Here is a 25,275-nt window from a genome sequence, read left to right on the forward strand (position 1 = left end):
ATGGATGTCATGGTCGCCGGCCGAGTCTGCATCGACCTCTACCCGCAACAGGTTGGGGTTTCCCTGGCGGACGTGACCTCGTTCAGCAAGTCGATCGGTGGTAGCGCGGCGAACGTCGCTGTAGCCGTCGCCAGGCACGGCCGCGATGTCGCGCTCCTGACGCGCACCGGCGCGGATGCCTTCGGCGCCTACGCAGAGCGAGAGCTCCGCGGGCTCGGAGTCGACACGACCTGGGTCACACCTGTGAACGGGATGAACTCGGTGCTGACGTTCTGCGAGATGTTCCCACCGGATGATTTCCCTCTCCACATCTTCCGCAATCCCACCGCGCCGGACATGTTCCTGACGACTGATGACATCCCACTCGATCTGGTGGCCGACGTGCCTGTCTACTTCGCGACCGCTACGGGGCTGTCACGGGAGCCTTCGCGGTCGGCGCATCATGCGGCCTGGGCGAGCCGAGGCCGGCGGGCCAACACGATCCTCGACCTCGACTACCGGCCGGGCTTCTGGGCCAGCGAGGAGGAGGCCTCGGTCGCCGTGAGCGAGGCGTTGGCGCATGTGACGGTCGCGATCGGCAACCTTGAGGAGTGCCGAGTCGCCGTTGGGGAGACCGAGCCCGACCGCGCGGCGGAGGCGCTGCTTGACCGCGGGGTGGAGATCGCTGTGGTGAAGATGGGGCCGCGGGGGGTGTTGGCCTGGACACGCGAGGAACGAGTCGAGGTCGCGCCGCTCTCGATTGACGTCGTCAACGGACTCGGAGCTGGGGACGCGTTCGGAGGAGCGTTCTGCCACGGCTTGCTCGAAAATTGGAGTCTCGATCGAACGCTCCAGTTCGCCAACGGCGCCGGCGCTCTTGTCGCGACTCAGTTCGAGTGCTCGACGGCGATGCCGACGTCGGCTGCTGTCGAGGAATTTCTTCGTACATCTGGAGTGGCGAGCTGATGTCTGCCGCCATGATCGATGTCGCGCGCCATCCCGCCCCAGTACCGACTCCGCAGGTGCGCCGACGCTTCGACGAGCTGCTGATCTCGCGCTGGCTCGGGGCATCGACCCGGGTGATCGCTGAGCCAACCCGGGTGCACGCGCAACGGTGGCCCTTCCTGGTTCTCTACGTCATGGTTGGTCCGGTCCGAGTGGAGCAGACCTCGACGCCGACCGATCTGCGCGCCGGGGAGATCGTCCTCCTCTCGAACACGGAGGAACTGCGCATCGAGTGCGCCGAGAATGCCGCGCTGCTCCTCGTGAACGTGCCGATCGGAGCGGTCGGGCCGTACGGCCACGCACTGGAGTCAGCGGTCGGCCGCGTGTTCGATACGCGGGAGGGAACCCCCCACCTCGTGGCGCGGATGCTCGACGGTCTTGCCGCCGACCTTGACGTCATCGCGCCGATGCACCCCGGCCAGCTTGCTCGTCACCTGGTCGGCTTCGTCGCTCTGGCGTGCGAGGACGGACACGTCGACGGGCGTTCACGGGATCCGAACATCGGCCGAGCCAAGGAATACATCGAGCTCAACCTCAGGGACTTCGAGCTGGGGCCGAACCAGGTCGCACGATGTCTCAACGTCTCGATCCGTACGCTCCATCGAGCTTTCGAGCGCGAGTCCTTGTCGGTCGCCGGATGGATCAGGTGGCGTCGCCTGGAGCACTGCCGCTCGGAGCTGGCCGATCGGGGATTCGACCACGATTCCGTTAGCGTCATAGGTGCGCGATGGGGATTCTGGGATGCGGCGCACTTCAGCAAGCTGTTCAAGACCCAGTACGCGGCATCCCCTCGGGCCTACCGTGCGCAGAGCGCACGCCAGGACATCGCCAACGCTGCTTCCGCCTGACATCAGCACAGGTTGTGGTGCGGCGTGCAGGTGCAAATTGTGGGCCTTGACGGACAAGCATCCGTATCGGTGTTCGTCCTACCGTCGAGTTGGCCGAGCTTTCCGGGCCAGGTTCAGATCATCCATCAAATCGCTGCACGAGCGCGTACGACTTGAAGGGCATCCCTTGGCTTCCACGACGAACTCCGCCGCACCGGTCGACCACCTGCGTGACGAAAACGGGTTCTTCTCCATGGTCGCAGTGGACCAACGGGGATCACTGAGAGCCATGCTCGCGGAGCAGGCAGGTGGACAGGACGTCAGCGATGAGGACCTCGTCCAGTTCAAGGTTGATGTCGCTACAGAGCTGGCGCCTGGTGCCAGTGGTCTGCTGCTTGATCGCGATTTCGGGTTCCGCGCCGCCGCCGCTTCTCTTTGTCCAGTCATCCTTGCTGCTGACGTCTTGACCGCTTCCGTCCCGGGTGGCCCGGTGGACCAAGCGACGATCGATCAAGGCCTGACTCCGGAGATCGCCTACGAGTTCAACGCGCAGGCACTGAAGATGCTCGTGCCGTGGAGCTACGACATTCGATCGGAAGCCGTCGATCTGGCCCACGAGTTCATGGGCGTCGCGAGGGGGATGGGCTTGCCCGGAATCGTGGAAGGTGTGGTCCGACCCCCCGACTTCGCGAGCTGGTCGATTCCACGGCGCAACGAGGCGTTGATTGCGGCTGCCCAGGACCTCGCCGCCACGGCCCCTGACCTGTACAAGGCCGAGGTCGTCTATACCTCCCCTGAGCATCACGAGCTCGCGACGGAGGCTTCGAAGGGAATCACGGAGGCGCTGTCCGTTCCTTGGGTCATTTTGTCGTCCGGAGTGCCGGGCGAGTACTTCGGCGATGCGCTGTCGGCCGCTGTCGCCGGAGGTGCTCAGGGCTTCCTGGCCGGACGCGCACTCTGGGCGGACGCTTGTGGAGCCGCGGATGCAGCGGCATTCCTGCGCACCACGTCGAGCAGTCGACTGGCGACATTGGCCGCTCGTGTTCCCGCAGAGGCGGCGCCACGCACCTGACCGAGTCCGAAATTCCCCAGCACCACCGAGCGATTCTCGGCGGGTAGCAAACACAACAGGATTCACCGAAGCCGACTGTTTCTTTCTGCAACCGCACAAGTTTCTGCATTGGCAACATTTACGCAACCTCTTCCTTACGAACGCACGTTAGGTTAAGGTGTGGCGCAAGTCACCCCGACTGAAAGGCAGCACCCCATGACGAACCGACTCTTCACGAACGACGGGAGCAACCCGCCTCGGGTGACGCCGACACCGGGTTTCGGCGACCGACTCAATGATGGTGCGGCCTCGTGACCACCCCGCTGGTTTCGCTCAACGGCATCCGGAAGTCCTTTGGCGCTGTCGTGTCACTCAAGGGAGTGAGCATCGACGTCATGCCTGGCGAGACGTTCGCGCTCCTGGGGGACAATGCAGCGGGCAAGTCGACGTTGATGAAAGTGCTCACGGGTGTCTACCAGCCGGACGCCGGCACCATCGAATTCGACGGGAAGCCGATCGCGTTCCCCAGTCCGTCGGTCTCCCGGAGCAAGGGGATCGAGATGATCTACCAGGACTTCGCGCTGGCAGACAACCTCGACGTCCGCTCGAACATCTTCTTGGGCCGTGAACCTCGCAAGAATCTCTTGGGGCCGCTGGTCCGGATCGTCGACACCAAGACGATGGAGCGCGAGACGCAAAGAGTGCTCGACACGCTGGACATTCCGATCAACCCGCGGCTCAAGGTTCGCCGACTGTCCGGCGGACAGCGCCAGGCCGTGGCCATCGGACGCGCGCTCGCCTTCGACGCACGACTGGTCATCATGGATGAGCCGACCGCGAACCTGTCCGTCGCGAAGGTCGACAAGCTGATCGAGGTCACCCAGCGCCTGAAGGACCTCGGGATCGCGGTCATCATCATCACTCACCGACTGGATGAGGCGTTCGCCGTGGCCGACCGGTTCGCCGTGATGCGTCAGGGCGAGGTCGTCGGGCGGTTCGCCAACGGCGAGGTCTCGGAGTCGCAGGTCGCCCACCTGATCTCAACCGGTGAGCTCTGCGAGCCCAGTCATCCGTCGAAGGAACGCCGGCTCATCGGCAGCACGTCATCGCCCGCGGCAAAAGCAGCGGCGCAGCCAGTCACGTTTGCAGCACAGGAGGTTCTCGAATCATGAGCAGCACATTGCAGGCGGCGGCCCCGAGCAGGCTCGGCACCGAGGATTCGCTCTCGATCACCACCAAGCTCAGATACTTCACTGGTGACTACGGCATCGGATTGATCTTCACCGTGGTCGTCGTCTATCTGAGCGTCACAGCTCCGAACTTTCTCACGGTCGACAACTTGGTCAACGTGGTTCGGCAGTCCTCGGTGGTTGGACTCGTCGCGCTCGGCATGACCTTCGTCATGATCACGGCCGGCATCGATCTGTCTGTGGGATCGGTCCTCGGGTTGTCCGGTATCGGCATGGCGATGGCAGCGCCCGGGAGTGGTTCGGCGTTCATCGTTCCGATCCTCATAGGTCTCGCTGTGGGGGCGGCGGTCGGCTACATCAGCGCGGCGATGGTCACCTGGGGCGCGATCATGCCGTTCCTCGCCACGCTGGCAATGATGGCAGTCGCGCGCAGCGCCGCACTGGTCCTGACCGACGGCGAGGTGGTGTCGGACGTGAGCGACCCGATCCAATGGTTGGGCAGCGGCTACATCGGGCCGATCCCGGTGCCGGTGTTGCTCTTCTTCGGATTCGCTCTCATTTCCGACTTCGTGCTCTCGCGTACCAAGTTCGGTTACCACGTGTACGCGGTGGGTGGCAGCGAGGAGTCTGCTCGCAAGGTCGGCATCTCCTCACGACGCGTTCTGATCGCCGTCTACATGATCTCGGCACTGTTCGCTGCCATTGCGGGCATGGTTTTGACGGCTCGCCTGGACGGGGCTGCGCCGCTCAACGGCACGGGATATGAGCTGCAGGCGATCGCTGCAGTGGTCATCGGGGGAACCAGTTTGTTCGGCGGCATCGGCACGATCCGCGGGACCGTGATGGGTGTGCTGCTGTTGGGCGTCGTCCTGAACGGTCTCAATCTGCTCAACGTCTCGTCGTACTACCAGCAGGGAGTGCAGGGACTGATCTTGGTCCTTGCTGTGCTTCTCAACCGCTGGAAGACCCCATGATCGCCGACGGCTTGCCCCTCGGCCAGCAGCACCACACCCCCACCTCGAAGGAGTAACTTCCATGCAGCACTTTGTTAGACGCCGAGTCTTCGGCATCGCGGCGGCCGTCACGGCCGTGGCCCTCACGACAACCGCTTGTGCCAGTGGGTCGGGCAGCGGCGGATCGGACGGCGACTCCTTCACGGTCGGTGTGTCCATGCTCAATCTGCGTGATCCCGATCTTGCGGCGATGAGCGCGGCCATGAAGAAGCAGGCAAAATCGTCCGGCATCAACTTGGTCACTGTGGACGCCAAGGGAGATGTGGCCACAGAGCTGAACCAGGTCGAGGACCTGACAACTCGCAAGGTCGACGCCATCATCATGATGCCGATCGACGGCAAGACGAGTCAGAGTGCCGCCAAGCTCGCCAACAGCGCTGACATCCCGTTGTTCATCCTGAGCACCGCGTTCGAGAAGGGCAGCAGCGTCAAGGAGGCGAGCTACATCGGTGTCGACGACACCGAGGCCGGACGGATCCAGGCTGAGTACGTCAACAAAATGCTGCCGGACGGCGGCAAGCTGATCTACATCGTCGGCACATACGGCGCTTCGTGGACGGATAGGCGCAAAGCCGGCTTCGAGGAGAAGAAGGATGCCAATCTGAAGGTTGCCACGGAGATCCAGGCGAACGGTTCTCGTGACGAGGCGAAGCGGGTCATGGAGGACCTGCTCCGTCGGTACTCGAAGAAGGGCGAGATCTCCGGACTCGTCACGCACAATGACGAGATGGCCCTCGGTGCCGCTTCGGCCATCAAGGAAGCCGGGCGAATGGACGAGTTCAAGGTCATCGTCGGTGTCGATGGCACACCAACCGGTATGAAAGCCATCTCGGACGGCCTGATGACCGCTACCGTCAAACAGAACTCTGCCGAGCAGGGGATCAAGGCCGTTGACGTGGTCAAGTCATTCTTGGACGGCAAGAAGGTTGACGCGGCCTACAACTTGCCCTTCACGTTGGTCACGAAGGACAACGTGGCTGAGTACCTCAAGTAGCTCGTCACGTGGGGTGGGTCGCCTTCGGCCCGCCCCACATGGCGTGCCTTCGGGGATCGCGTCTCTGATTCGTATGCGAGTCAAAGTCATATATGGTTGTACCTTACAAACGTTAGTTAGGGTTCGCGGGAGGTGATCCGATGAGAGCGGAACGGACGATTGAGTCCGATGGACCAGTGCACGTGGCCGTCGTCGGAGGGGGACCGTCGGGTTGCTACACCGCGGCGGCTCTGCGCAAGGTGCTTCCCGGCGTCCAGATCAGTGTCTTCGACTCGCGCCCTGCGCCCTTCGGACTGATCCGATATGGCGTCGCCCCAGACCACCAGGGGATGAAGAACGTGGCGCGGCAGTTCGAACGCCTCTTCGCGTCCGGTGGCACGGAGTTCTTCGGAGGCGTGACGGTGGGCGCAGACCTCTCTCTGGAGGAGCTCACCGACAACTACCACGTCGTCGTGATGGCAACGGGGCTCGCGCAGGACCGACCTCTGGGCATCCCGGTCGACCCCTACGCGGCGCTCTTCGGTGCCGGAGAAGTCATGCGATACCTCAACTCAGACCCTGACGAGCGCCTGCGTGCCTGGTCCGACGATCCCTCGCGCCGACTGGGCCAGGATGTCCTCATCATCGGTGCGGGCAACGTCGCCCTGGACGTCGCTCGGCTCCTCGCCAAGACCGACGAGGAGTTGATCGGTTCCGACATCGACGACACGGCGCGAGCGTCCCTCGAGATCCCGCGCATTGAATCGATCCGAATCCTGGGAAGAGGCCCCCGTGAGAAGGCGCGCTGGGACGCCGTGATGCTCACCGAGTTGTGCGCGCTGCCTTCCACGGAGGTGTGGATCGACGGAGAGCGGGTAACTGCGAGCGATCAAGAGACCCCGACCACGATCGAGATCGAGTTCACTCGAACGCCCTTGCGGGTTGATCATGTGGACGAGCGGAGTGTGCTCGTGGCTGCCGACTCGGCGGGATCCGGAGCCGAGCACGTCTATGTCGTCGACAGCATCGTCACCGCCACGGGGTTCGTGGCAGCCGATCCGCAGGGGCCCCATACGTCCTTCGACGGTTCGCTCCCTGTCGTCCGCATCGGCGGATGCTCGTCCGGTGTCCTCGGGAATTTGGCCGAGAATCGCGCGCTGGCGAAAGCTGCAGCGGCCGAAGTGGTGACCCTTGTCGACCAGAAGACGCGGCGTGCAGGTGCCGATGGAATCCGTCCTCTGATGGACGCGGCCGTCTTGTCATACGACGACTGGCTCGCCGTCGATGCCGAGGAAGTTCGCCGGGCCGGCCCGGGCCGGTGTCGGCAGAAGATTTCGTCGCTTCCGGAGATGCATGTCGTCGTGGACGCGCACCGCCGAGCGGCACATTCCCGCGCCGGTTCGGATGCGACCAGGCAGCAACTGAGCTTGTGAGAGAGGAGATGGATATGACAGAGGTGAACGTCCTTTTCGGGACGGAGTCGGGAAATGCCGAGATGGTCGCCGACGAGATCGCCGAGGTGATGACCACCGCTGGGCTAGGCGCTGTGGTGACCGAGCTGACGGATGTTGACATTCCGGATCTCGGTTCTGGAGACGTAGTGGTTCTGATCTCCTCGACGTACGGCGAAGGCGGCCTGTCCGCATCGGCCGAGCCATTCTATGAAGCACTCGCCGACGATCGCCCCGCGCTGGACGGGCTCCGCTTCGCAGCATTCGGTCTGGGAGACAGCTCGTATGAGAACTACAACCGCGCCATCGACACGTTGAGTGCGCTGTTGGTCGAGCTGGGCGCGGAACAGATCGGGATGACCGGGCGCCATGACGCCACGAGCGGGACGTCTCCAGTTGACGTCGCGGTCGATTGGGCGAACGAGCTTGTCGCCGACCTCCAGCCGTCAATCAACGTCTGACCCAGAAGGAGCACCATGTCGTCCACGGCTTACACGAGCAAAGAGCTGTTCCCTTGGAACAGCGAGGAGTTCCGCACCAACCCTTATCCTTGGTATGCGCGAGCGAGGGATTTGGCGCCGGTTCACCAGACCGACGAACACAGCTTTGTGGTCACGGGATACTCGGACGCGATGCACTTTGCCAAGCTGCCCATCATGAGCATCCGTGAGGCCGACTGGGTCAGCCCGGGCCCATGGGCGGCGTTCGAGAACACCGTCCTCTCGCAGGACCCGCCGATACACACCGCCAAGCGGCGGCTGTTCTCGCGTTGGTTCACTCCAAAGCTGATGAAGCAATGGGTCGAGCTGACCCGTGAGTCGACTCTGAGCGTGCTCGACGCCTACTCGCCGGGTGACACCATCGACGCGCATTTCGACCTGGGTGTGGTCCCGACCCATTTCACGATGTCACACGTCCTGGACCTGCCGTTCGGAGATGTGGAGCCACTGTTCTGGGCGCTTTGGGACGCGATGCTGATCCAGGCCAGTGACCCTGTGCCGGGCACGCGCGAGAAGTCGATCGCAGGACTCGACTACATGTTCAACACGACGGCTGCCCTGCTCGACGAGAAGTTGGCGAACCCGGGCAACGGTCTGGCCGACGAGCTCATTGCTCTTCATCAGAAGGGCGAGATCTCCTGGCGGGACGTGCTGGAGAATGTCGTGCTCTTCTACATGTCCGGAGCCCCCAATCCCGCCTACCTGATCGGGTCGGCCTTCGAGGTCTTCGCCGAGCACCCGTACGTCATGACGGACTTCCGTGACAAGCCAGAATATCGGGACCGGATCATCAACGAGGTCGCTCGTCTCAACCCGGTCGAGCTCATCATCACCCGTTTCCCCACCGAGGACGTGGAGATCAGCGGCGTCCACATCCCGGCCGGGTCGCGCGTGCAATTCCCGATCGGCGCGGCCAACCGGGATCCCGCCGTGTTCTCCAACCCCGACGAGTTTGACTATGACCGGCCGATTGACGCCAGTCGAAATCTGACGTTCGGCCTTGGGACGCACGCGTGCGCTGGGCAACTGATCTCCCGGTCCGAGACCGAGATGATCCTGTCGATCGTGGCCGAGCGGTACTCGTCGGTGTCGCTTGCCGGCACTCCGAAGCAGGTCCGCACGGATCGGCTGGCCGCATATGAGTCCCTTCCTGTGTCCCTGTCGTAAGCACGCGGAGGTGCCCGAATGGCAAGGAAACAAGGCGAGCGGGGAAGGCGTCCGACGCTTGACGACGTCGCTGCGCTTGCCAACGTCGGGCGCGGCACAGCCTCTCGAGTGCTGAACGGATCACCACAGGTTTCGGAGTCCACGAAAGAAGCCGTGCTGGCTGCCGTCAAGTCTCTGAGCTACATGCCCAATCAGGCTGCTCGGTCCCTGGTCGCGGGACGAACGGGGGCGGTGGCCCTCGTCATTTCGGAGTCTGAGGAGCGCATCTTCAACGAGCCGTTCTTCGGCGCTGTGGTGAAAGGAATCTCCGAGGGTCTCAGCCAGGCGTCTCGACACCTTGTGCTGCACTTGGCGCCGGCCAGAACTCGAACGGCGAACATCCTCGACTTCCTCGGCAGCAACCAGGTGGATGGCGTGCTGACCATGTCGCTGCGAGAAGGTGACGACCTCCCGACGGCCGTGGCAGAACGTGGAGTCCCGGTCGTGGGAGGCGGTCGGTCGTCAGCCTCACTCGACGGGTCATGGGTCGATGTCGACAACCGCGCGGGCGGTCGTTTGGCAGCGAGCCACCTGATCGACCGCGGGCGCGGAGTCATCGCTTCAATCACAGGACCGCGCGACATGCGGTCCGGCCGGGAGCGTTTGGCCGGATTCGTTGAGGTGCTGGAGGCGTCTTCGATCCGGCCGGACCAGTCCTTGATCGTGGAGGGTGACTTCACCGAAGGCTCGGGCTATCGAGGTATGCTCGCCCTGCTGGACCGCCGGCCTGACACCGTCGCGGTGTTCGCAGCGAGCGACATGATGGCCCTTGGCGCGATCAGGGCGATTCGCGAGAGTGAGCGCACAGTTGGGGGCGACATTGCTGTTGTGGGCTTCGACGACTCACGTGAGGCAGCCACAGCCGTTCCTCGGCTGACGACCATTCGCCAGCCCGCTCGAGACATGGGGTGGTGCATGGCCAGCTCGATCATCCGCCTCATCGACGAGCCGGGCATTCCACCGATTCAGATCGTTCTGCCCGTAGAACTTGTCGTGCGAGATACCTCGTGACCGCGTGCATCGGCTGTCCAGCAGTCGTGGAGGCTCGCGCCCATCCCCGAGGGCCGAAAGTTCAACTAGTGATCGCAGGATGCTCCTCGGCATAGGGCCGCAGCAGGGTGCTGAGCCCAAGGACCACATGCTCGCGCAGGTCTTCGTCAGGAACGTCGGAGAAGTCTTGCAGCACGGCGCCCAGGGCGCCGAAGATCGCCAGCATGGCGGTGATCTGTGCAGCGGGATCGACACGACCGGCGGTCAGCGCCGCAGGCAGGAAGGCGCCGGCTCGGACGAGGGGTGCCATCGCCTCCTCTTCCATGAGTCTGGGCAGGTCGAGCCGAAGGATGCCTGCCAAGCGTCGTCGACGCACGAGCAGATCGACGTACTCGGCAACGACCACTGACTGCGCTTCGGATGGTTCCAGATCTGCGATGCGGCTGCGGATGGCGTTGTAATCGTCCACGACTGGGGACATCAGCTCCCCGAGGATGTCGACCTTGGTCTTGAAGTGGTAGAGCACTGTGCCCTTCGAGCAACCGGCGGCTGAGGCAATGTCGCTCAACGCCACGGCGTCGTAGCCCCGAGCGGTGAACAAAGACGCGGCGGCGTCCAGCACCAGCTGACGGGTCTCGCGCCCTACGCGGTATGTCGGCATGCCGAAAATATAGGTCAACGCGAGAAATCTGACCGCCGGTCAAAATTATTTAGCCAAATTGTTGCGCCGGTCACACTGGACGGGGCAGGATCGACTCGACACTGGATTAAAACGATTCAAGGAGTTCGTATGTCTGCTCGGCCCCGCCGCCAGATTCGCCGTGTTGCTGTGCTGGGCGCCGTCGCAGCGGTGGTGGTTGGCGTAGTCGGCTCAGCCGTGCCGGTCTATGCGGGCGGCCAGAATTTCGCGGGTACGGCGGTGTCCACGGGTCTGACGATGACGACCCAGACGGCCAAGGGGTTCAGTCATCCAGACGACAGCTATCGACCCAAGACGCGTTGGTGGTGGACGTGCGGAGAGATCACCGCTGGCGAGATCAAGAAGGAGATGGCCTCGATCGCCGCTGCCGGGTTCGGGGGCGTGGAGATCCTCTGCATGTTCGCGGCGGATCCCGCGACGCAAGGCTGGGGATCGGCGGCGATGCAAGATCGCATGCAGGTCGCGCTGGACACCGGCAAGAGGCTCGGTCTCGATGTCGATTTCACGGTCGGACCGGCCTGGCCACTCGCAGTGCCTGGTGTCACGCCGGACAGTCCCGATGCAGCGCAGGAGCTCGCGGTCGGGACCGCAACGGTTGCCGGCGGCAAGGCGTACACGGGAGCGGCTCCGGCGGCTCCCGAAGCGGCATCTGGCGTCACCAAGCAGACGCTGGTGGCTGCGCAGGCGGTGAAGTGCGCGAGCACTTGCAAAGCAGGATCCGGCTCGATCGCCCTCAAGGATTCATCGGTCGACCTGACCGCCGACGCCGCCGACGGGTCGATCAGCTGGACTGCCCCGGAGGGTGGCGAGTGGCAGGTCTTCGGTTTCTGGCGCCGCGGCACCGGACAGGCCACGGTCGTCGGCGCCGACGGGGCATCTGGGAAGCCGGCGTACGTGGTCGACCACTTCGCGAAGTCAGGAGCCGACGCGGCGATCGACTTCTGGCAGAAGTCGGTGCTGACATCGCAAATGAAGGCGTCGTTGCGGAAAGCCGGTGGAGACCTGTTCGAGGACTCCCTCGAGCTCGACTCGGCCCTGCACTGGACGCCCGACTTCCTCGCTGAGTTCAAGCACCGCCGCGGGTATGATCTTCGCCCATTCCTGCCGGTGCTCACGATCGATCGCCTGCACCGCCAGTACAGCCCGGTGTCTGTCGAGGACCTCGCGGACTACGTCTTCAGTGCCAACACAGATCGACGAGTGCGAGAGGACTACTACCAGACCCTCACCGACCTCTACGTGGCGAATCACGTCGAGCCACTGAAGCGATTCGCCCACCAGCTGGGCTTGCAGTACCGCGCACAGCCGTACGCCGAGACGACCGAGATCGGCCAGGTCGGTCTGGCGATCGACGTGCCGGAGACGGAAGGCCTCGTCACCTCACTCAGTGCCGCCTCCACCGAACGGCTGCAGCAGTACCGGATCCAAGCGGGAGCCGCCCACCTCGGCCACAAGCCGATCTACTCCACCGAGTGCTGCGCCGTCCTGGGCGGAGCCTACGGACAGACCTGGGAGGACCTGCTGGGTCGCTTCTCTGCCAGCTTCGTGGGCGGTGTCAACCAGGTGGTGCTCCACGGCTTCGCCTACGAGAACGGTCTCGGGATGGGTGCTTGGCCCGGCTTCTCGCCGTTCACGCTCGGCGGCGGAAACGGGTTCTCCGAGGCATTCGGCCCACGCCAGGCAACCTGGGCGGACACCCCGCAGATCACAGATTGGCTGAGCCGCATGCAGTATGTGCTGCGCCAAGGACGTCCACGTGTCGATGTCGCGATCTATCGCCAGAGCATGGATCGCAGCTTGTCCGACGCGATCTTCAAGGACCCGAATCTGTCCCGTGCCGGCTACAGCTCCGACTATGTCTCATCCTCGCTGATCGACCTGCCCACGAGCGTGGTGAAGGATCGTCGGCTGGACCCGTCCGGGCCTGGCTACCGAGCGCTGGTGCTCGACAACCAGCGTGCGATCTCGGTGAACGCCGCTCGACGGGTGTTGTCGTTCGCCAAGGCCGGCCTGCCGGTGGTCGTGGTCGGCGACGCCCCGTCCCGTACGTCCGGCGCGCTCGAAAGGGGGGTCTCCGATCGCGAAGTCACCCGGCTCATGGACTCGGTGCTCACGCAACGTTCGGTGCGTACGGTGGGCGACGAGTCGAAGGTGCCGGCGATGCTGGCCAAGCTTGGCGCACGTCCCGCGCTGGAGTCTGCGGAGCCCACCGGCCTGCTCTCGACGCGGCGAAGCACGAGGGATGGCGACGTTTACGTCATCTACAACCCCAGTGACGACGAGGTCTCCACCGACGTGGCACTCGAAGGCGATGGCAGTCCTGCAGAGCTGAACCCCTGGACCGGCGACATCGCCGCCATCGGTGAATGGAACAGGCGCGCGGGACGCACGATCGTGTCCATCGCCGTTGCTCCACATCAGACCCGTGTCATCGGAGTAGGGAACTTCGCCCACGCTCCGGTCAACCACGCCCTGAGCTCGGAGGCGGAGGTCGCCGTCGACGGTGGTCGATTGGTAATTCGTTCGAATGCCAGCGGTACGTTCCGTACGGTTCTCAGCACGGGGAGAACGGTGAAGACCGTGCTACCCAAGGTCCCGGCGGCGCGGACACTGGATCGGTGGCACCTTGCTGTCAGCGACTGGCACCGCGGCGCCGACGGGGCGCTGGAGAAGACCGATCACGAACTGGAAGTCAGCAGGCTCGAGCCGTGGTCGCAGATCCCAGAGCTCCAGGACGTCTCGGGTGTGGGCACCTACACCACGACGATGCACGCGCCTCAAGGCTGGACGGGCGGACGACACGCTCGACTCTCGCTGGGCGACGTGTTCGACACGTTCCGGGTCAAGGTCAACGGCGAGCCGATACCCGCGGTTGACCAGGTCACGGGGTCGGTCGACATCTCGCGTTACCTCAAGGGCGGAAGCAACACGATCGAGGTGCGGGTTGCGACGACGCTGCGCAATCGGCTGCGCGTGACGCCCGGGTTCCCCGGGCAGGCGTCAGAAGCACGCCAGGACTACGGGCTGATCGGGCCCGTCACGGTGACGCCGTATGGCCAGGCCGCCCTTCGCTGATGTGGCCGGCAGTCCCTCACCTCATGTCATGACAAACCATTGACAGAGTGATGGGCGTCACTTATATTGGTCAGACCTTCGGACCTCAGACGAAAGGGTGACCTATGGAACTGCACAGCCGGTTGTCAGATCGTGTGGCGGCGCTGCTCCGAGCCAGGATCGCTGACTCCTACGAGCCCGGCGAAAAACTCCCGCCGGAGACGGTTCTCGCTGAGGAGCTCAACGTCAGCCGAGCCAGCATGCGTGAGGCCCTGAAGCAGCTCTACGCCGAAGGGCTCGTCGACCGCCGGTGGGGTGCGGGGACGTTCGTGCGCGAACGCGGCGAGCCGGTGACGTTCGACCTGTCACACGTCTCCACCACCCGCGAGGTGATCCGGTCCGCCGGGCACGAGCCGACCTTGAGCTACGCCGACATCACGTTGGGCGGGGCGGACGAGGCCGTCAGGGAGTCACTGGGACTCGACTCCGCGACGCAGGTCTGGCGGGTCGAGCGTGTGTTCGCCATCGACGGCGCACCTGCCGTGTTGATCGTCGACCACCTGGCACCTGTGATCAACGGAGTCGAGATCGACCCGACGCCGTTGAAGGACGTCAACCTCGACATGATGACGTTCCTGCGGCGCGAGGCCGGAACCTACATCGCGAGCTCTGAAGGCGTGATCGACGCCGTCGCGGCGTCCGAGCTGGTGGCTGAGCGACTCGGACTGGCTGAAGGCGCGCCGGTGCTGCACCAGACGCTCATGAACATCGGGCCGGACGAGGAGCAGCTGGTGACGTCCGAGTCGTACCACCGAAGCGACATCGCTTCCTTCAGACTGCTGCGTCACAACAAAGCATGATCACGATGTCCGAGTCCTCCCGAAACGTTCGCCGGTCAAGAGCCGCATCGTCGGCGTCCGAGCTCGGCGAGAAGGTCGACACCGCCACCCTGCTGGAGGTGCGCGACCTGCATGTCGAGTTCTCCACCCGTTCGGGCGTCGCCAAAGCGCTCAACGGCGTGAGCTGGGGTGTGGCCCGCGGCCAGACCCTGGCCATCCTCGGCGAGTCCGGGTCGGGCAAGAGCGTGACGGCTCAAGCGATCATGGGCATCCTCGACACCCCGCCGGCGCGCGTGACCGGTGGGCAGGTCCTCTTCGATGGCCGCGATCTGCTCAGCCTGAGCGACGACGAGCGGAGGGCGGTGCGCGGTTCGGGTGTCGCGATGATCTTCCAGGACGCCTTGTCAGCGCTCAACCCGGTGTTCCCGGTCGGCTGGCAGATCACCGAGGCGCTCCGCGTCAGGCAGGGGATGTCACGCAAGGACTCGCGGATCAAGGCTGTCGAGCTCCTCGATCGCGTACGGATCCCGGCCGCATCCGCGCGCGTCGACGACTACCCACACCAGTTTTCCGGCGGTATGCGGCAGCGGGTGATGATCGCCATGGCCCTCTCGCTCGACCCGCAGGTGCTGATCGCGGACGAGCCCACGACGGCCCTCGACGTCACGGTTCAGGCGCAGATCATGCAGCTGCTGTCGGACCTGCAGCGCGAGTCCGACATGGGCCTGGTCCTCATCACTCACGATCTCGGCGTGGTCGCCCAGGTCGCCGACGACATCGCGGTCATGTACGCGGGGCGAGTCGTCGAGCGGGGCCCAGCGGCTGACCTCTACCGTCGACCGGGCCACCCGTACACCCGCGGCCTTCTGCAGTCGATCCCGTCGCTGGAGGACAAGGGCAAGGCACTTCGTGCGATTCCCGGCCTGCCACCCACACTGACTGACCTGCCCAAGGGGTGTGCGTTCCAACCACGGTGCGGGTACGCGAACCAGGAGCGGTGCGTCACCGAGCAGCCCGTGCTGCAGATCATCGACGCCGGCCGAGAGGCCGCATGCCATCACACGAAGCGGGTGCTCGATGACCAGCTCTGAGGTTCGAACGTCGGCAGAGCCCATCCTCGAGGTGCGGGATGTCGTCAAGCACTACCCCGTGTCGTCCGGCCTACGCCGGAGCGGCAACCGGGTCGTCAAAGCGGTCGACGGAGTGTCGTTCGAGCTGCGTCGCGGCGAGACCCTCGGGCTCGTGGGGGAGTCGGGATGCGGCAAGTCCACCTTGGCCAAGCTCCTGATGCTGCTCGAGGAGCCCATCTCTGGAGCCGCACTGTTCGAGGGTCAGGACATGTTCGCGACGCGGGGCAAGCAGCGCAAGGCGTTGCGCCGTGACGTTCAGCTGATCATGCAGGACCCGTACGGATCGCTCAATCCGCGGATGACTGTGGAGCAGATCGTCGGTGAGCCGTTCGAGATCCACTCCGAGGTCGCCCCACGTGGTGATCGGAAGCGTCGGATCCAGGAGCTGCTCGAGGTGGTCGGGATGAATCCGGAGCACCTGCGTCGCTATCCCAGCCAGTTCTCCGGCGGGCAGCGCCAACGCATCGGGATCGCCCGGGCGCTGGCGCTCAAGCCCAAGCTGATCGTGTGCGACGAACCGGTCTCGGCTCTCGACGTCTCCATCCAGGCCCAGGTCCTCAACCTGCTCAGCAGCCTGCAGCAGGAGCTCGGGCTGTCGTACGTGTTCATCGGTCACGATCTGTCCGTCGTACGGCATCTGGCCGATCGCGTGGCCGTCATGTACCTGGGGCAGGTCGCCGAGCTGGGTGATGAGTCCGAGATCTACGACCGCAGCACCCATCCGTACACGCAGGCGTTGCTGTCCGCCGTGCCTGACCCGTCTCCGGACCGCCGGTCGTCCGCGACGATGATCCAGCTCCACGGCGACGTGCCCAGCCCGATCGATCCGCCGACCGGATGCCGCTTCCACACGCGGTGCTGGCTCCGTCAGCAGATCCGTGACCAGGACGGCGACGCGGCTGTCCTCCGGTGTGAGACCGAGTCGCCCGTCCTCCGCCCGCCGACACCCGTCGGCGCCGACCACTTGACTGCCTGCCACTTCGCTCGGGAAGCAACGCAGGAACCGCTGGCAACATCCCATCCCTGAGCGAACAAGCTCGCAAACGAAAGAAGTCGCCATGACACACACAGATATGTCTCGCAGATCGTTCCTGGTGCTCTCGGCTGCCGCCACGGCAGTCCTGGCCTCGGGCTGCGCCACGAGCTCGGACGGCGGAAGCAGCAGGTCGACGACCATGACGCTGGCGCAGCCGGGCGAGCCCAACTTCGGCGCCGCGATGCAGGCCTTTGCCGGCAACAGCCTGTGGGAGCACCTGGTGTTCGACTACCTCACCGAGCTGGACGAGAATCACGAGCCACAGCCGCTCGTGGCGAAGTCGTGGAAGCAGAGTGACGACCTTCGGACCCTCACCCTCACGCTGCGCGATGACGTCGTGTTCCACTCCGGGCGCCCGCTGACCTCCGCCGACGTGAAGTACTCGCTGGAGCAGGCCGCGATCCCCGAGAACCTCTCCCAGCTGGCCGGCGTGGCCCAGTCGATCGCCTCGATGCGACCGACGGACGATCACGGTCTGGTCATCACGCTCAAGCAGCCCAGCAACCGCCTGTTCGAGCTGTTCGAGATCACGCCGATGGTCGACAAGGAGACGTACAAGCAGGCTGCGGCTGGCAAGCTGGTCGTCGGCACGGGGCCGTTCTCGTGGGTCAACTACCGCGCCGGCAACGCCCTCAAGCTAAAGAAGAACCCGAAGTACTGGGGCGGTGAGTCCGAGCTCACGAGCGTCACGATCCTGATCATCAAGCAGTCGCAGGCGTTGATCGCCTCCGCGAGGTCGGGCCGGACCCAGCTGACCGACGGCCTCACCCCGCTCGACGCCGACACGATCGGCTCGAACGGCAAGCTGCGTGTCGAGTCCGTCGGCGGAGTCCAGTGCTACGTGGTCGGGCTCGACGCCTCGACCAAGCCGTTCAATGACATCAAGGCACGTCAGGCCGTCGCCAAGGCACTCGACCGCGGCCGCATCGCCAAGCAGGTCTACAAGAACTCGGCGAGCCCGACGAACCTGTGGTGGCCCAAGAACACGCCGGGCTGGGACCAGAAGACCAACACGACCTGGACCTACGACCCGGACGCTGCCCGCGCCGAGCTCGACGCGCTCGGGCTGGTCGGGACCAGCATCCCGGTGACGGTCAACAGCAGCGACCTCATCGCGCTCGCGATCTTCGACATCGTCCGCAACAACCTGGAGGCGGCCGGCCTCAAGGTCAAGCCGCAGATCCTCGAGGGCGCCGCCTTCGTCGAGCGCAACGTCGCCGGCAAGCTCGGAACCTGCTTCGTCCACGCGACGGGATTCGGCAGCCTCTCGCCGGTCGCCTGCGCCAGCGCAACGGCGCACCTGAAGCCGGACGGCGGCACGCACTTCACGTCGCCGAAGTACCTGCAGCTGATCGCGGCTGCGGGCGCGGCCGACAAGGACCATGTCGCCGCCGCGAACGCCGCACTGGGGCAGTACCTCGTCGATCAGGCCTTCAACCTGCCTCTCGTCATGTCGCCGCCGCCACTCGTGGTCTCCAAGGAAGTCGAGGGCAACGTCAAGGTCTCGACGGCATTCCACTACCTCGACCCGCAATCCCTCGCCTACCGCTGAGGAGCATCATGACCGCATATCTGTTGCGTCGGGCGCCGGCCGCCCTGCTGACCGTCTGGGCGGCGTCCGTCATCATCTTCGTGCTGATGCGGATGGCACCGGGCAGTCCGGCGACCGTGCTGGCCGGCCCCGACGCGTCGGCGGCGACAGTCGCCTCGATCGAGAAGTCGCTGGGCCTGGATGCCTCACTGCCTGTGCAGTACGTCCATTGGCTCGGAGACCTGGCCACGGGGCGCCTCGGTGACTCGATCATCTATCAGCAGTCGATCGCCTCGCTGATCGGTGAACGGATGGAGAGCACGCTCGAGCTCGCGATCGCTGCGACGGTGCTCATGTGTCTGTTGGGAATCGGCCTCGGGGTGCTCGGCGGCTCGACCCGATCGGGCCGGGTCCGGGCCTTCCTCGACACCACGTTCTCGGTCCTGCTCGCGCTGCCGACGTACGTGACCGCGGTGCTGTTGCTGGTGCTGTTCGGCGTCGTCTGGCCCGACATCCTCCCGGTGAGCGGCGAGACCCTGGCGACCCACAGCCCCGTGGGTGCGTTCCAGAGCCTCGTCCTGCCGGCGATCACGTTGGCCATCCCCCATGGGGCGGTCATCGCTCGGATGCTGCAGAGCAGCATGCGCGAGGCGATGCACGAGGACTATGTCCGTGCCGCCAATGCCAAAGGCCTGACGCACCGCCGCGTGCTCTGGGTCCATGTCCTGCGCAACTCGATGTCGACGGCGATCGTGGTGATCGGGATCCGCTTCGGAGGCCTCTTGGGTGGCGCGGTGCTCGTGGAGGCGTTGTTCGCCCGCAACGGCGTCGGCCAGCTGCTCGTCTCCAGCGTCCAGAGCCGCGACTACTTCGTCGTGCAGGACCTCATCCTGTTCGCGGTCGTCACGGCGATCGTCGTGCAACTGATCTCGGAGATCGTCCTTGCCGTCATCGACCCGCGAGTCCGACTCGTCTAGGAGATCCATGTCCGCCATCGCACAGAATCAGCCGCAGCCCGGGATGTTCACCGAGGCAGCAAGCCGGCTCAGGTCCTCCTGGCTGCTGTCGTCACGCGCCGGCATCGTCAGCTCCGTCATGGTGCTGGTCACCATCGTGGTGGTGGCGGCGGGACCACTCCTCGTTCCGTACGGCTTGGACACGCAAGGACCTGACGCCTTCGCCGGTGCGAGCGGCTCTCACCTGTTGGGCACCGACGAGGTGGGTCGGGATCTGCTGTCGCGACTCACGTATGCCGTGCGGCTCGACATGCTGATCGCTCTCGCCGCGATCCCGATCGGCGGCATGATCGGAACACTGCTGGGCCTGACCGGTGTGCTCTCGCCCCGCCTCGGGCAAATCACCGCCCGCCTGTTCGACGTCATCATCGGGTTCCCGACGCTCGTGCTCGGCATCGCGATCGCCCTCGTCATGACGCCCGGCACCTCTGCGGTGATCGTCGCGATCGCGGTCGTCAACGTACCGATCTTCGGTCGTCTGGCGCGTGGGGGAATGCTGAGTCAGCTGGGTCGTGACTACGTGCTGGCGGCTCGGTCCCTCGGGGCCTCGCGCTGGCGCATCCTGCGTCGGCACGTGCTGCCGAACATCCGCTCGGCCCTGCTCGTGCAGAGTGCCATCGCGATCGCCGATGCGGTGTTCATCGAGGGTGCGCTCAGCATCCTGGGTGTCGGCGTGCAGGCACCCAACGCCTCGCTGGGAAGCATCGTCCAGGCCGGGCTGCCCTACATCGCCGACAGCCCGCTGTACGTGCTCGCCCCGACGTTCGCTCTCGCGTGGGTCATCCTCGGGTTCGCCCTGATGGCCGACACGTTCAACGCACGCATCACCCGGTGACCCCGGGTCCAGGAAAGGAACTCAGCAGGTGACGAATGTCGTCCTGATCCTCGCCGATGACCTCGGCTACTCCGACATCGCGCCCTACGGCGGCGAGATCCGCACGCCCCACCTCGACCGGTTGGCCGCGGGAGGCGCGCGACTGACCCAGTTCTACAACACCGCCCGGTGCAGCCCCTCGCGCGCCTCGCTGCTGACCGGCCTGCACCCGCAGCAGACCGGCATCGGGATCCTCACGAACGACGAGAGCCCGACCGGCTATCCGGGCACCCTGAGCGTCGACTGCCTGACCGCTGCGGAGGTGCTCGGGTCGCACGGGTTCCGTACGTTCCTCAGTGGCAAGTGGCACCTGAGCAACGATATCGATGCCCCGGGGGCAACCTGGCCGACCCGACGCGGCTTCGACCACTTCTTCGGCACGATGATCGGCTGCGGTAGCTACTACGAGCCGAAGACCCTCAAGCGCGACGAGGATGACGCCCAGGACGAGACCAAGGACCCCGACTTCTTCTACACCGACGCGGTCAGCGACGAAGCCGTCGAGTTCATCCGCACGAGCAGCGGCGGCGACCGGCCGTTCTTCCTCTACGCGGCCTTCACCGCCCCGCATTGGCCGTTGCACGCGCCGGAGGAGGACATCCGGGCGTACGACGGGGTGTTCGACGCGGGCTGGGACGTGCTGCGCGAGCAGCGCTTGGAGCGGATGGTGCGCATGGGGATCGTGGACCCCGCCACGACGCTGAGCATCCGCGACCCGACGCAGCCGGCCTGGGCTGACGAGAGCCGCAAGGCGTGGCAGCTGCGACGGATGCAGACGTACGCGGCTCAGGTGGAACGGATGGACACCGGGATCGGCCGGATCGTCGACGAGCTGGAGCGCCAGGGCGTCCTGGACGACACACTGATCATCTTCCTCTCCGACAACGGCGCCTCGAACGAGGACCTCCCGCAAGGGGACCCCGACCGGTTCAGGAGACGGACCGACATCTTGTCCCACGAGACGCGGGACGGCCGTCCCGTGCACATAGGCAACGACCCCGAGGTGGCGCCCGGTGGCGAGGAGACGTACGCGAGCTATGGGCAGGCGTGGGCGAACTTGTCGAACACGCCGTTCCGCTACTACAAGAAGTGGGTCCACGAGGGTGGTATCGCCGCCCCGTTCATCGCGCACTGGCCCGCCGGTGGAGTGCGGGCCAGCAGCATCGTGACTCAACCGTTCCAGCTCGTCGACGTCCTGCCGACCTTGCTGGAGGCCACCGGTACGACATACCCCTCCGACCGGTCGGCGCACTTGTTGACCGGACGCAGCATGCTGCCCACGTGGCAGGGGCACGAGGTGGCCGAGGGCGACCTGTTCTGGGAGCACTGCGGCAATGCCGCGATGCGCCGCGACAGCTGGAAGCTCGTTCGCTCCTATCCCGACGCGTGGGAGCTGTACGACATCGACAACGACCGCACCGAGCTGCACGACCTGGCCGACCAGCACCCCGAGGTCGTCGACCAGCTCGTCGCCGCGTGGCGGAGCTGGGCCGACAGCATCGGGCTGATCCCCTTCGAGACCACGATCGACTTCTATCGGTCGAAGGGAATCCCTGAGCCCCGTGCCACGGCCATGGCTTCAGCCGAGGACTACCTGTGACCCATCGTGCATGCTGTGCTCCGTCCGGCGGCCCGACCCCGGTGGCGCTCAGGGTGCGCGACCAGTCGTTGCCACAGACTCCGGCAGCTCACACGCTCGAGCAGGTCGTGCTTTCCGGCGGCACCTATCGACGAGGCGACCACCACGGCGACGGACACCCGTTGGACGGTGAGCGCCCCGTCCACGACGTGACCGTGCGGCCGTTCAGCGTCGATGCGGTGTCCGTGACGAACGCCCAGTTCGCCACCTTCGTCGACGCGACCGGGTACGTGACGGAAGCCGAGCGCTCGGGATTCAGCGCGGTGTTCCACCTCTACGTCGAGGCACCGGACAGCGACGTCCTGGGCCGGGCCTCCGGCACCCCCTGGTGGGTCACCGTGCGCGGCGCGGACTGGTGTCATCCGGAAGGCTCTGCCTCCGGAATCGGCGACCGTGATGAGCACCCGGTCGTCCATGCCTCCTGGGGTGACGCGTCGGCGTACTGCTCCTGGACGGGACGTCGCCTTCCCACTGAGGCGGAGTGGGAGTTCGCTGCGCGCGGCGGTCTCGAAGGCGCACGCTATCCATGGGGCGACGAGCTCCTCGATGCTGATGGTCGCTGGCAGTGCAACATCTGGCAGGGCGAGTTCCCGCACCGCAATTCCGCCGACGACGGTTTCCACACGACTGCGCCGGTCAGGTCGTATGCACCGAACGGTTTCGGCCTGTGGCAAATGGTCGGCAACGTCTGGGAGTGGTGCGCCGACCGTTTCGACGCCCAGACCTACTCGCTCGAGCCGTCCTCGACCTTGGGGACCGACCGGGTCATAAGGGGCGGGTCCTACCTGTGCCACGACTCCTACTGCAATCGTTACCGCGTCGCGGCCCGGTCCGCGAACACCCCGACCTCGACGTCCGGCAACCTCGGATTCCGGACGGTACGAGATGCGTGAGGACAGGACTCGCCGGCCGACGTCGGTGTTCGGCAGCGGCGACGAGCCGGACCCGCGGTTCAGCTTCGCGAACGAGCGGACCTATCTCGCCTGGATCCGGACGGCGCTGGCCTTCTTGGGAGCCGCCGTGGCACTCGATGTGCTCAAGTTGTCCGTACCGCACTGGCTCAGCATCACGGCGGCCGTGGCCATGGCTGGTCTGAGCGCCTTCGCGTCGATCGCCGCATGGACGCACTGGGCAGCCTCCGAGCACGCCCTCCGGCACTCCGAGCCACTCCCCGGTCCGCGCCTGTCCCTGGTCACGGTGGGCCTCGCCATGGTTGCGGTGGCGATCGTGGTGGGGATCGTATGGCCATGAGTCGCCAGGATCCTGGCCTGCAACCCGAACGTACGGCGCTCGCCTGGCGCCGCACCGAGCTGTCATTGCTGGTCGCCGCGGTGGTGGTGAGCAGGCTCGGCGCAACGAGCCTCGATGGAAGGCTGCTGTGGCTGATGGCAGCGATCCCGATGTCGGTCGTCGTCGTACGTTCCGCCGGGCGATCCCGGAAGCCGGACAAACCGCTGACCGACGGGTGGCCGATCGCGGCCGTCTCGGGAGCCGTGTGTGTGTTGGCGGTGCTCGAGATGTGTGGAGCGATCGCGTCCTGATGAAGTGTTGGGCACCAAGACTCGTGGTGGGCGGCGGCACGTGGTGGTGTTCCTCGCCGCCCACCACGACAAACATGCTGTCAGAAGTCCGGCGACCACGGCGCCGAAATTTTAGAGCAAACCCGGCCATACGTGCCGCTACCAGAGAGGTGCCCGATGCCTGAGATGACCAAGACAGACGAGGGAGTGATCTTCTACGACGTTCGCGGGCCGGTCGGCGGTCCGTCCATCGTCTTCATCGAGGGCCGCAGCGCACACTTGCTGGGCTGGCGCGATGGTTTCTGCCAGGCCTTCATCGACGCGGGGTTCCAAGTGGTCCGTCTCGACAACCGCGATGCGGGTCTGTCGCAACACTACCCCGGCCAGGCGTACGGGCTCCGTGACATGGCAGGCGACGTGCACGAGCTCATCCAACACCTCGGCATCGCGCCGGCCCATGTGGTCGGACAGTCCATGGGCGGGATGGTGGCGCAGCACCTGGTCGTCCGACATCCGGACGACGTGGCAAGCCTGACTCTCCTCTATTCGGCGGCTTCGGCGCGGCATTTCGCTGCATCCGATGGAGGGGTTGATGCTCTCCATCGGTGCCCGCGGGCGTCGACGCGTGATGAGGCGATAAGCATTCACCTCCAGCGGGCTCAGCTCGGTGCTTCGCAGAGATACTCGTTCGATGAGGCGTGGAAGCGAGAGCTCGGTGGGCTGATGTGGGACCGCTGCTATGACCCTGATGGGGTCATTCGGCAGTCCCGAGCCTTGGCCAGTGACCCCGTTGACCTGGATGCACTTGCGAAGGTCTCGGTGCCTTCGCTCGTGATGCACGGCTGCGTAGACAAGGTTATCAGGCACACAGGATCCGTCGAGCTGAGTCAGGTGATACCCGACAGCGAGCTGTGGTTGATAGAAGGGTTGGGGCACGACCTCCCTATGGAGCTGTGGCCGGACATCACTGGGCGCATCTTGGCCAACATCGACCGGGTACGTGGCTCAGGCGAGACCAGGTCGGTCTAGGTGTCGGCCTTGAACACGGCGGGGCTGGGCCTGCCGATCGACCCACAGACCGCGGCTGACTTCGCGCACCTCGAAGGGCTCGACTCCTATGCGGAGGTGTGCGTTGAGCCATCGGCGATGCCGCGGCTCGGTCAATCGATCGAGGCGGGTCACCGAGTGACGGTGCCCTTCGCCCTGACCATTGCCGACGCATCGCCGACGCCCTCACCAGGTGAGCTGACGTTCGCCATCAACTCCGCGTCGGTCCACACCACGCTCGTGTTCGGCGACGTCGCGATGCTCGAATCAGTGGAGACGCTCTTGGACCTGATGAAGATCGCCTCCGAATCGAGTGGGACGAGTGCCCTCGCTGCCTTGATCGCCAATTCTGAGCGATTCGCCGGACGAACTGTCGGCGTCATCATCTCTCGGGGAAAACATCGGGCTCGCCGATCTCATCGGTCGGCGAGCCAACGTCCACGACGCGGCGACCGTCGGGTCGTCAACAGGAAGGAACTGACATGTTCAGACAATTGGGACCAACGGAGATCTTGATCATCCTGGGCGTCGTGCTGCTGCTGTTCGGCGGCAAGAAGCTGCCGGACCTTGCGCGAGGATCAGGCCAGGCACTCCGGATCTTCAAGACCGAGGTCAAGAGTCTGTCCGAGGACGCGGCTGAGCCAGCGACGGACGCGACCGAGGATGTCGTGCCGGCGAAGCAGATCCCGCGCGAGGTTTGAAGC

General features: G+C 65.2%; 25 protein-coding genes. 24 read left to right on the forward strand and 1 reads right to left on the reverse strand.

The annotated features are described in order from the left end of the window. The 10 genes from iolC to ASE12_RS14285 all read left to right on the forward strand — a co-directional run bounded on the left by iolC (position 1) and on the right by ASE12_RS14285 (position 10,206). A complete protein-coding gene (iolC, locus tag ASE12_RS14235) occupies positions 1 to 945 on the forward strand; it encodes a 5-dehydro-2-deoxygluconokinase (protein WP_056401912.1) in 945 nt (314 codons plus the stop codon). After that, positions 945 to 1,832 (forward strand): helix-turn-helix domain-containing protein, encoded by an 888-nt coding sequence (locus tag ASE12_RS14240; RefSeq protein WP_056401915.1) that lies wholly within the window; start codon positions 945 to 947, stop codon positions 1,830 to 1,832. The genes iolC and ASE12_RS14240 overlap by 1 nt, the downstream gene beginning before the upstream one ends. Positions 1,833 to 1,998: 166 nt before the next feature. Then, positions 1,999 to 2,883: a hypothetical protein gene (locus ASE12_RS19830; protein WP_162255499.1), complete on the forward strand. Its 885-nt coding sequence runs from the start codon at positions 1,999 to 2,001 to the stop codon at positions 2,881 to 2,883. A 290-nt stretch (positions 2,884 to 3,173) separates the two neighbouring features. Beyond that, complete coding sequence (locus ASE12_RS14255) at positions 3,174 to 4,034, forward strand: ATP-binding cassette domain-containing protein (protein WP_056401924.1); 861 nt, start codon at positions 3,174 to 3,176, stop codon at positions 4,032 to 4,034. Then, complete coding sequence (locus ASE12_RS14260) at positions 4,031 to 5,026, forward strand: ABC transporter permease (protein ID WP_082582286.1); 996 nt, start codon at positions 4,031 to 4,033, stop codon at positions 5,024 to 5,026. Before ASE12_RS14255 ends, ASE12_RS14260 begins: the two co-directional genes overlap by 4 nt. A 61-nt stretch (positions 5,027 to 5,087) precedes the next feature. Next, positions 5,088 to 6,059, forward strand: coding sequence for a sugar ABC transporter substrate-binding protein (locus ASE12_RS14265; RefSeq protein WP_056401927.1), 972 nt, complete (start codon positions 5,088 to 5,090; stop codon positions 6,057 to 6,059). A gap of 182 nt (positions 6,060 to 6,241) precedes the next feature. Further along, positions 6,242 to 7,471, forward strand: coding sequence for an FAD-dependent oxidoreductase (locus ASE12_RS14270; RefSeq protein ID WP_162255500.1), 1,230 nt, complete (start codon positions 6,242 to 6,244; stop codon positions 7,469 to 7,471). Between the two features lie 14 nt (positions 7,472 to 7,485). Beyond that, positions 7,486 to 7,950 carry a flavodoxin family protein gene (locus ASE12_RS14275; protein ID WP_056404862.1) on the forward strand — a complete coding sequence of 155 codons (465 nt, stop codon included), beginning with the start codon at positions 7,486 to 7,488 and terminating at the stop codon, positions 7,948 to 7,950. 15 nt (positions 7,951 to 7,965) lie between these two features. Further along, the gene (locus tag ASE12_RS14280; protein ID WP_056401931.1) at positions 7,966 to 9,156 is read left to right on the forward strand and encodes a cytochrome P450; all 1,191 of its coding nucleotides are present in this window, start codon (positions 7,966 to 7,968) and stop codon (positions 9,154 to 9,156) included. Between the two features lie 18 nt (positions 9,157 to 9,174). Further along, complete coding sequence (locus ASE12_RS14285) at positions 9,175 to 10,206, forward strand: LacI family DNA-binding transcriptional regulator (protein ID WP_056401933.1); 1,032 nt, start codon at positions 9,175 to 9,177, stop codon at positions 10,204 to 10,206. Between the two features lie 61 nt (positions 10,207 to 10,267). Here the strand turns inward: ASE12_RS14285 and ASE12_RS14290 are convergent, their stop codons facing one another. Next, a complete protein-coding gene (locus tag ASE12_RS14290; RefSeq protein WP_056401936.1) occupies positions 10,268 to 10,846 on the reverse strand; it encodes a TetR family transcriptional regulator in 579 nt (192 codons plus the stop codon). A 276-nt stretch (positions 10,847 to 11,122) separates the two neighbouring features. Here ASE12_RS14290 and ASE12_RS14295 point away from each other — a divergent pair, with 276 nt between their 5' ends. From ASE12_RS14295 to tatA, 14 genes are all read left to right on the forward strand, one after another. Then, entirely contained in the window at positions 11,123 to 13,960 is a 2,838-nt protein-coding gene (locus tag ASE12_RS14295; RefSeq protein WP_162255501.1) for a glycosyl hydrolase, read from the forward strand. 104 nt (positions 13,961 to 14,064) lie between these two features. Next, positions 14,065 to 14,799: a GntR family transcriptional regulator gene (locus tag ASE12_RS14300; protein WP_082582289.1), complete on the forward strand. Its 735-nt coding sequence runs from the start codon at positions 14,065 to 14,067 to the stop codon at positions 14,797 to 14,799. 5 nt (positions 14,800 to 14,804) lie between these two features. Next, positions 14,805 to 15,869: an ABC transporter ATP-binding protein gene (locus tag ASE12_RS14305; RefSeq protein WP_157412940.1), complete on the forward strand. Its 1,065-nt coding sequence runs from the start codon at positions 14,805 to 14,807 to the stop codon at positions 15,867 to 15,869. Further along, complete coding sequence (locus tag ASE12_RS14310) at positions 15,856 to 16,935, forward strand: ABC transporter ATP-binding protein (RefSeq protein WP_056401943.1); 1,080 nt, start codon at positions 15,856 to 15,858, stop codon at positions 16,933 to 16,935. Before ASE12_RS14305 ends, ASE12_RS14310 begins: the two co-directional genes overlap by 14 nt. Positions 16,936 to 16,966: 31 nt before the next feature. Further along, a complete protein-coding gene (locus ASE12_RS14315) occupies positions 16,967 to 18,496 on the forward strand; it encodes an ABC transporter substrate-binding protein (protein ID WP_082582291.1) in 1,530 nt (509 codons plus the stop codon). Positions 18,497 to 18,504: 8 nt separating this feature from the next. Further along, on the forward strand, positions 18,505 to 19,452 hold the full coding sequence (locus tag ASE12_RS14320; RefSeq protein ID WP_056401949.1) for an ABC transporter permease: 948 nt from the start codon (positions 18,505 to 18,507) through the stop codon (positions 19,450 to 19,452). A gap of 7 nt (positions 19,453 to 19,459) precedes the next feature. Then, on the forward strand, positions 19,460 to 20,326 hold the full coding sequence (locus tag ASE12_RS14325) for an ABC transporter permease (protein WP_082582292.1): 867 nt from the start codon (positions 19,460 to 19,462) through the stop codon (positions 20,324 to 20,326). 28 nt (positions 20,327 to 20,354) lie between these two features. Further along, positions 20,355 to 21,965 (forward strand): arylsulfatase, encoded by a 1,611-nt coding sequence (locus ASE12_RS14330; protein ID WP_056401954.1) that lies wholly within the window; start codon positions 20,355 to 20,357, stop codon positions 21,963 to 21,965. Further along, positions 21,962 to 22,897, forward strand: a complete 936-nt coding sequence (locus ASE12_RS14335; RefSeq protein WP_235508918.1) for a formylglycine-generating enzyme family protein — start codon at positions 21,962 to 21,964, stop codon at positions 22,895 to 22,897. The genes ASE12_RS14330 and ASE12_RS14335 overlap by 4 nt, the downstream gene beginning before the upstream one ends. Then, entirely contained in the window at positions 22,890 to 23,255 is a 366-nt protein-coding gene (locus ASE12_RS14340) for a YidH family protein (RefSeq protein WP_056401960.1), read from the forward strand. The genes ASE12_RS14335 and ASE12_RS14340 overlap by 8 nt, the downstream gene beginning before the upstream one ends. Continuing rightward, positions 23,252 to 23,545: a DUF202 domain-containing protein gene (locus tag ASE12_RS14345; protein WP_200955031.1), complete on the forward strand. Its 294-nt coding sequence runs from the start codon at positions 23,252 to 23,254 to the stop codon at positions 23,543 to 23,545. The genes ASE12_RS14340 and ASE12_RS14345 overlap by 4 nt, the downstream gene beginning before the upstream one ends. A gap of 156 nt (positions 23,546 to 23,701) precedes the next feature. Beyond that, complete coding sequence (locus ASE12_RS14350) at positions 23,702 to 24,553, forward strand: alpha/beta fold hydrolase (RefSeq protein ID WP_056401965.1); 852 nt, start codon at positions 23,702 to 23,704, stop codon at positions 24,551 to 24,553. Positions 24,554 to 24,562: 9 nt separating this feature from the next. After that, a complete protein-coding gene (locus ASE12_RS19835; protein ID WP_157412941.1) occupies positions 24,563 to 25,087 on the forward strand; it encodes a pyridoxal-phosphate dependent enzyme in 525 nt (174 codons plus the stop codon). Beyond that, positions 25,054 to 25,272 carry a twin-arginine translocase TatA/TatE family subunit gene (gene tatA / locus ASE12_RS20730; protein WP_056401970.1) on the forward strand — a complete coding sequence of 73 codons (219 nt, stop codon included), beginning with the start codon at positions 25,054 to 25,056 and terminating at the stop codon, positions 25,270 to 25,272. The genes ASE12_RS19835 and tatA overlap by 34 nt, the downstream gene beginning before the upstream one ends. The last annotated feature ends 3 nt before the right edge of the window (positions 25,273 to 25,275 follow it).

This window comes from Aeromicrobium sp. Root236 (assembly GCF_001428805.1).
Taxonomy (GTDB): Bacteria; Actinomycetota; Actinomycetes; order Propionibacteriales; family Nocardioidaceae; genus Aeromicrobium.